7 protein-coding genes are annotated in these 6,812 nt (G+C 71.8%); 3 read left to right on the top strand and 4 right to left on the bottom strand.

Translation table 11 applies throughout. The annotated features are described in order from the left end of the window. Positions 1 to 142 precede the first annotated feature (142 nt). Positions 143 to 661, bottom strand: a complete 519-nt coding sequence (locus tag ACFWFZ_RS21820) for a DUF4245 domain-containing protein (protein WP_387124590.1) — start codon at positions 659 to 661, stop codon at positions 143 to 145. A 249-nt stretch (positions 662 to 910) separates the two neighbouring features. On the opposite strand from ACFWFZ_RS21820, the gene glpX reads away from it, so the two are divergent. Then, positions 911 to 1,942 carry a class II fructose-bisphosphatase gene (gene glpX / locus ACFWFZ_RS21815; protein ID WP_030029065.1) on the top strand — a complete coding sequence of 344 codons (1,032 nt, stop codon included), beginning with the start codon at positions 911 to 913 and terminating at the stop codon, positions 1,940 to 1,942. A gap of 109 nt (positions 1,943 to 2,051) precedes the next feature. Here glpX and ACFWFZ_RS21810 read toward each other — a convergent pair whose 3' ends face one another. Together ACFWFZ_RS21810 and ACFWFZ_RS21805 are read right to left on the bottom strand one after the other, a co-directional pair. Beyond that, positions 2,052 to 2,462, bottom strand: coding sequence for a WhiB family transcriptional regulator (locus ACFWFZ_RS21810; RefSeq protein WP_387124458.1), 411 nt, complete (start codon positions 2,460 to 2,462; stop codon positions 2,052 to 2,054). A gap of 221 nt (positions 2,463 to 2,683) precedes the next feature. Beyond that, positions 2,684 to 3,358 carry a DUF1707 domain-containing protein gene (locus ACFWFZ_RS21805; RefSeq protein ID WP_387124457.1) on the bottom strand — a complete coding sequence of 225 codons (675 nt, stop codon included), beginning with the start codon at positions 3,356 to 3,358 and terminating at the stop codon, positions 2,684 to 2,686. Positions 3,359 to 3,505: 147 nt separating this feature from the next. On the opposite strand from ACFWFZ_RS21805, the gene ACFWFZ_RS21800 reads away from it, so the two are divergent. Next, positions 3,506 to 5,173, top strand: a complete 1,668-nt coding sequence (locus ACFWFZ_RS21800; RefSeq protein WP_387124456.1) for a fumarate hydratase — start codon at positions 3,506 to 3,508, stop codon at positions 5,171 to 5,173. 157 nt (positions 5,174 to 5,330) lie between these two features. Here ACFWFZ_RS21800 and ACFWFZ_RS21795 read toward each other — a convergent pair whose 3' ends face one another. Then, on the bottom strand, positions 5,331 to 5,738 hold the full coding sequence (locus ACFWFZ_RS21795) for a hypothetical protein (RefSeq protein WP_387124455.1): 408 nt from the start codon (positions 5,736 to 5,738) through the stop codon (positions 5,331 to 5,333). A gap of 53 nt (positions 5,739 to 5,791) precedes the next feature. Between ACFWFZ_RS21795 and ACFWFZ_RS21790 the strand changes: the two genes are divergently transcribed. Then, entirely contained in the window at positions 5,792 to 6,559 is a 768-nt protein-coding gene (locus tag ACFWFZ_RS21790; protein WP_387124454.1) for a glycerophosphodiester phosphodiesterase, read from the top strand. The last annotated feature ends 253 nt before the right edge of the window (positions 6,560 to 6,812 follow it).

Genomic DNA, 6,812 nt, shown 5'->3' with positions numbered 1-6,812 from the left:
GCCCCGTCCCCGCCGGCGTCCCCCCCCCCCCTCCTCAACGCCGGGGGGGTGGGGGGGGGGGGTTTGGGGTGGGGGGGGGGGGCCCCCGCCCCCCCCCCCCCCCCACGGCCCTTCTCGTACTGCCGACCCGGGCTCTGCCGGCCTACCGGCCCTGCTTGAACTCCAGCGCCGCCGCCAGCGTGCCGAGCTGCTCGAAGGAGGCGGTGCCGGTCACCACCGTGACGTGGCCCTGCTCCCGCCGCACGAGGGCGTCGTACTTCTCGCCCTCCCAGCGCTCCCAGGCCGCGTCGCCGACCTGCTGCGTCTGCCCGGACGCCGTGGCGTTCCTGGTGACCCGTTCGAGGTACTTGGCGGAGGTGTCGCTGGACTGCTCGACGGCCGCGTACTGCTGCTCCGGGTCGAGGAAGCCCAGGTGCCAGGCGTCGGCGTTCTTGCGCTCGTACGTCACCGAGGTCGCGCGCCACTCCTCGGGGAGGCCCACGGGGGCGGCCACCGGGTACGGGGCCGCGCGCCGGGCCGTGAGGGTCTCCACCCGGTAGTCGACCGTGCGCGTGGGATCGGCCTTGTCGTCATGCGGGACGAAGACGTAGATCCCGGCGACGACGACACCGATCACCGCCAGCGACCGGACCATGTCCCAGACCGTCTGCTTGCCTTTCATACCTGCCACGGCACCATCGTCCCGCATCGCCGGGCGGCGATCACCGCCGGGGTCGCGCGGGCGCGCCGCACGGCGCACTCTTGACTCGCCCGCCCCTCCCCCGCGCGGGTGCGCAAGGTGTCCGCTCAGGACATTCGACCGACCGATATTCCGCTCATACGTGACCCGCCCTGCTCAATATGTCGACGTACCGATAGAGTTCCAGCACCCTCACTTCCCGGCCGTCGCCGTACAGAAAGGTGCGCTCCGATGACCGAGCACAACCTGCCGCCCCAGCTCGAAGTCTCCCCGGAGGCCCCCGACCGCAACCTCGCGCTCGAACTCGTACGGGTCACCGAGGCGGCCGCCATGGCCGCCGGCCGGTGGGTCGGCCGCGGCGACAAGATCGGCGCGGACGGCGCCGCGGTCAACGCGATGAGGACCCTGATCTCCACCGTCTCGATGAACGGCGTCGTCGTCATCGGCGAGGGCGAGAAGGACGAAGCCCCGATGCTCTTCAACGGAGAGCAGGTCGGCGACGGCACCGGTGCCGAGGTCGACATCGCCGTCGACCCGATCGACGGCACCACCCTGAACGCCAAGGGCATGCCGAACGCCATCGCCGTCCTGGCGGCCGCCGACCGCGGCACGATGTTCGACCCGTCCGCCGTGTTCTACATGGACAAGCTGGTCACCGGCCCCGAGGCCGCCGACTTCGTCGACATCAACGCCCCGGTCTCGGTGAACATCCGCCGGGTCGCCAAGGCCAAGGGCATGGCCGCCGAGGACGTCACGGTCGTCATCCTGGACCGCCCCCGCCACGAGGGCATCGTCCGGGAGATCCGCGAGACCGGCGCGCGCATCAAGTTCATCTCCGACGGCGACGTGGCCGGCTCCATCATGGCCGCCCGCGAGGGCACCGGCGTGGACCTGCTCCTGGGCATCGGCGGCACCCCCGAGGGCATCATCTCGGCCTGCGCCATCAAGTGCCTGGGCGGTGTGATCCAGGGCAAGCTGTGGCCGAAGGACGACGCCGAGCGCCAGAAGGCCCTCGACGCCGGCCACGACCTGGACCGGGTGCTCACCACCACCGACCTGGTCTCGGGCGACAACGTCTTCTTCGTCGCCACCGGCATCACGGACGGCGAGCTGCTGCGCGGCGTGCACTACCGCTCCGAGACCGCGACGACGTCCTCGCTGGTCATGCGCTCCAAGTCCGGCACGATCCGGAAGATCGACTCCACGCACCGCCTGTCGAAGCTGCGCGCGTACAGCGCGATCGACTTCGACCGCGCCCAGTAGGAGGCGGGGGCACGACGCGAGAGGGGCGGTCACCCTGTGCGGGGGTGACCGCCCCTCTCGCGTGTCCGCGACGCGGACCGGGGCCTGCGCGCCGGGTGCGGAAGCCGGCTCAGCCCGCCGCGGCTATGGGTCCCGGCCCGGGGGCCTGTCGCAGCTCGGCGGACCGGCGCCGCATCCGCGCCAGCACCACGCGGCGCTCGGCCGCGGTGAGGCCGCCCCAGACCCCGTACGGCTCGGGCTGCAGCAGCGCGTGCTCGCGGCAGGCGACCATCACCGGGCACCGGGCGCAGACGCGCTTCGCGGCCTCCTCGCGGGAGAGCCTGGCGGCCGTCGGCTCCTTGGACGGCGCGAAGAACAGCCCCGCCTCGTCCCGGCGGCACACCGCCTCCGCGTGCCATGGGCCGTCTTCCGCCGCCCTGGCCGGCACCCGCGGGCCGGGCACGGCCGACGGGCGTGCCCCAGGACCCTGAAGGCTCTTCACGGCGGCTACCTGCAGGGACTGATGCGGCGGATGCGGCACGGTCTACTCCTGACGACGTATACGTGAGCGAGAGACGACGCACCTGTCCCTACCCGCTGTACGCCCCCCTATGCACTGTGTGCCACCGGGCGCCCGGGGTTCGTCCGAAACGAGACCCTCCGCATCCGGTTGCGCCGCCGCGTTTCAGCCGCCGGCCCCCCGACCCCCCGGCCCCGGCCATCGGCCAGGAGCGCCAGCCGCCAGCCGCTAGCCCCTAGCCCCTAGCCGTCGAGGTTCTTGCGCAGCTTGCGCGCCAGGTCGACCAGGCGGGCGCCCAGCTTGGGCCGCGCCTCGATGTTGCCGAGCAGGGAGAAGCCCCGGACGATCACCACCGGCGCCAGCGGGTCGGTCTCCCCGCGGCTCTCGCCGCGCACCTCGAAGTTGCCGAGAACCCCGCCGCCGTAGCCGCGCAGGGTGACGTTCTCCGGGACCAGGATCTCCACGTTGCCGAGGACGCTGGTCACGTTGATCTCGGTGACCTGCTGCTCGAAGACAGCCTGCGTGAGGTCGATGGTGATGTCGCCCATGACCGAGACCGCGCGGGTGTGTGCGCCCGGCCGCCAGCGGCCCTTGCGGCTGGAGCTGCTGCACACGGCGACGATGGTCTCGGCAGCCGGACCCGCGGCCCCCGCGTACGAGGACGGCGACGCGTACGCGGAGGGGGCTTGGGCGCCGCCGGGCGCGGGCAGATCCCGTACGAGCACTTCCAGCTCGCCGACCGTCTTGACGGCATAGAGCGTGTCGAGGCGCTCGGAGTGCTCCTCGGCGGTCAGCCTGCCTTCGGCGACGGCGTCGCCGAGGATCTGCGCGATCCGGTCCCGGTCGGCGTCGGAGGCGCGCAGCCCGGCGGGCGCGGGGGCGGGGGCGGGGGCGGCGGGGTGCTTTTCCAGGTCCACGACGCCAGCATAGCGAGACACGATAGATCGCGATACTACCGAGTGAGCCTTACCTCACAGACACACGCCCGGCCGAAGGTCCTACGCTGGTGGACTGCGCTGCCAAATTGGTCGTCAGTGCTGTCTGCCGAGTGAGGAATGGCCCCAATGCCGGAGTTCGCGTACACCGACCTGCTGCCCCTGGGCGAGGACACCACCCCCTACCGGCTGGTGACCGCCGAGGGCGTGTCCACCTTCGAGGCGGACGGCCGTACGTTCCTCAAGGTCGAGCCGGAGGCGCTGCGCAAGCTCGCCGAGGAGGCCATCCACGACATCCAGCACTTCCTGCGCCCCGCGCACCTCGCGCAGCTGCGCCGCATCATCGACGACCCGGAGGCCTCGTCGAACGACAAGTTCGTCGCGCTCGACCTCCTCAAGAACGCGAACATCGCGGCGGCCGGCGTCCTGCCGATGTGCCAGGACACGGGCACGGCGATCGTCATGGGCAAGCGCGGCCAGAACGTGCTCACCGAGGGCGGCGACGAGGCGGCGCTCTCGCGCGGCATCTACGACGCCTACACCAGCCTGAACCTGCGCTACTCGCAGATGGCGCCGCTCACCATGTGGGAGGAGAAGAACACCGGCTCGAACCTGCCCGCGCAGATCGAGCTGTACGCGACCGACGGCGGCGCGTACAAGTTCCTCTTCATGGCCAAGGGCGGCGGCTCGGCCAACAAGTCCTTCCTCTACCAGGAGACCAAGGCGGTCCTCAACGAGGCCTCCATGATGAAGTTCCTGGAGGAGAAGATCCGCTCGCTCGGTACGGCGGCCTGCCCGCCCTACCACCTGGCGATCGTGGTCGGCGGCACCTCCGCCGAGCACGCGCTGAAGACCGCGAAGTACGCCTCCGCGCACTACCTGGACGAGCTGCCGCGCGAGGGCTCCCCGCTGGGCCACGGCTTCCGTGACGAGGCCCTGGAGCAGCAGGTCTTCGAGCTCACCCAGAAGATCGGCATCGGCGCGCAGTTCGGCGGCAAGTACTTCTGCCACGACGTCCGCGTCGTGCGCCTGCCCCGCCACGGCGCCTCCCTGCCCGTCGCGATCGCCGTGTCCTGCTCGGCGGACCGCCAGGCCACCGCGAAGATCACCGCCGAGGGCGTCTTCCTGGAGCAGCTGGAGCGCGACCCGGCCCGCTTCCTGCCCGACACCACGGACGAGCACCTGTCCGAGTCCTCGGACGTCGTCTCCATCGACCTGAACCAGCCGATGGACGACATCCTGGCGACCCTGACCAAGCACCCGGTCAAGACCCGTCTGTCGCTGACCGGCCCGCTGGTCGTGGCGCGCGACATCGCGCACGCCAAGATCAAGGAGCTGCTGGACTCGGGCGCGGAGATGCCGCAGTACCTGAAGGACCACCCGGTCTACTACGCCGGTCCCGCGAAGACCCCCGAGGGCTACGCGTCGGGCTCCTTCGGCCCGACCACGGCCGGCCGCATGGACTCCTACGTCGAGCAGTTCCAGGCGGCGGGCGGCTCCAAGGTCATGCTGGCCAAGGGCAACCGCTCCCAGCAGGTGACGGACGCGTGCGCCGCGCACGGCGGCTTCTACCTGGGCTCGATCGGCGGCCCGGCGGCCCGCCTGGCCCAGGACTGCATCAAGAAGGTCGAGGTCCTGGAGTACGAGGAGCTCGGCATGGAGGCGGTCTGGAAGATCGAGGTCGAGGACTTCCCGGCCTTCATCGTGGTCGACGACAAGGGCAACGACTTCTTCGTCGATCCTGCCCCGGAGCCGACCTTCACGCACATCCCGGTGCGCGGCCCCGGTCTGGCCTAGCCCAGCACTCCCCCGCCCCCAGAGAGCCCCTGGCGCCCCGCCGGGGGCTCTTGCCGTGCGGCCCCCTCCCCGGGCCACAGGTCTGGGCGGCCGTTCCCGGCCCCGACGTGGCCGAGGTGGATCGACAGGGCATGACGCACACGGGCCTGAACGCCGGTCATGGCCGCTTCCTCCGAGGGTTCGAGGACCTCGCCCCCGCTGGCCCCTCGCCCGCAGCCGTAGCCGTCAGGTACCGGGCCTCAACGGGGGTGGCCCGGTACCCCTCCGTCCGCGCGGCCAGGACCTCGGCGATGCTCAGCCCGTACACCCGGCGCAGCAGCGCGATCGGCACCCCGTCTGGCCCGCCGACGGGCAGGTGGACGGCGCCCTCCCGGGCGAGGATGGGCTCCCGGATCCGGGGCGGGGGTACGCCCCGGCCCCGCTCGCAGGCGTAGACCTCGTACCGGGGGCAGTGCTCGAAGCCCTCCCAGCGCAGCTCGCCGTCCCGGATGAACTGCCACTCCTCCCGGACACACTCCTCGCAGGGCTCGCAGTGTGCGACCAGGTACATCTGCCGTTCCGCCATCCGGGCAGCATGCGGTACCGGGGCGCTGCGCGCAGGCGGATAACGTCGGGGGCATGACGCACACGCAGCTCCGTACCGACCGCGCCGTCCGGGTCGTCGCCCACCGCGGGGCCTCCCACGAGCATCCCGAGCACACCCTCGCCGCGTACCGGCAGGCCATCGCCGACGGGGCCGACGCGCTGGAGTGCGACGTGCGGCTCACCGCCGACCACCAGCTGGTCTGTGTGCACGACCGGCGCGTGGAGCGGACCTCCGACGGGCGCGGGGTGGTGTCGGAGATGACGTACGAGGAGCTGTCCGCCCTGGACTTCGGCGGCTGGAAGGGCGAGGAGCACCGCGGGGCGCAGGTGCTGCTCTTCGAGGACCTGCTGAAGGAGGCGCTGGCCGCCGAGCGGCCCGTGGGGCTTGCGGTCGAGACCAAGCACCCCACCCGTGCCGGCGGCCGGCTGGAGGCCGAGCTGGTGCGGGTGCTGAAGGACCACGGCCTGGCCGACGGCTCGGCGGGTCTGGTCGAGGTGATGAGCTTCTCCCGCAACGCCCTGATGAGGGTGAACCGGCTGGCGCCCGGTCTGCCGGCCGTCTACCTGATCGAGCGGCGGCTGCGGCCGGTCCGGCCGCCGTTCGCGGGGCACGCCGGGCCGGGCATCGACCTGGTGCGCAGGGATCCGGGGCTGGTGGGCCGGCTGAAGGCGAAGGGGCTGCGGGTGCGGGTGTGGACGGTGGACGAGCCGGAGGACGTGGAGCTGTGCGTGCGGCTCGGCGTGGACACCCTGATCACCAACCGGCCGCGCGAGGTGCGCGCCCAACTGGACGCGTTCTAGGGTCTGTATCGAGTTGCCCGTGGAGCAAGGAGCGGCGTTCGGTGCGTGCCCTCGGCGTGCGGGACGAATGTCCTCGTAGCGGAGCTACTGGGGCATTCGGCTCGTGCGCCGAGGGTGCGTGCCGAACGCCGCGACGCCGCGGGGCAACTCGATACAGACCCTAGCTTGATCTTTAACGTCCGAGGTCGAACGGTGCCTCGTACTTGATCACTCGGTTCGGTAACCGCCGTACGCGGATACGGCCTTCGTCTGG

This window comes from Streptomyces sp. NPDC060232 (genome assembly GCF_042726555.1).
Taxonomy (GTDB): domain Bacteria; phylum Actinomycetota; class Actinomycetes; order Streptomycetales; family Streptomycetaceae; genus Streptomyces.
The sequence above is the reverse complement of the archived record's forward strand: the minus strand, read 5'-3'. Positions and strand labels throughout refer to the sequence as shown.

Excerpts from the sequence above, each read along its gene's own strand:
- ACFWFZ_RS21820 (WP_387124590.1), bottom strand. The coding sequence starts at position 661 with ATGAAAGGCAAGCAGACGGTCTGGGACATGGTCCGGTCGCTGGCGGTG.
- glpX (WP_030029065.1), top strand. The coding sequence starts at position 911 with ATGACCGAGCACAACCTGCCGCCCCAGCTCGAAGTCTCCCCGGAGGCC.
- ACFWFZ_RS21800 (WP_387124456.1), top strand. The coding sequence starts at position 3,506 with ATGCCGGAGTTCGCGTACACCGACCTGCTGCCCCTGGGCGAGGACACC.
- ACFWFZ_RS21795 (WP_387124455.1), bottom strand. The coding sequence starts at position 5,738 with ATGGCGGAACGGCAGATGTACCTGGTCGCACACTGCGAGCCCTGCGAG.
- ACFWFZ_RS21790 (WP_387124454.1), top strand. The coding sequence starts at position 5,792 with ATGACGCACACGCAGCTCCGTACCGACCGCGCCGTCCGGGTCGTCGCC.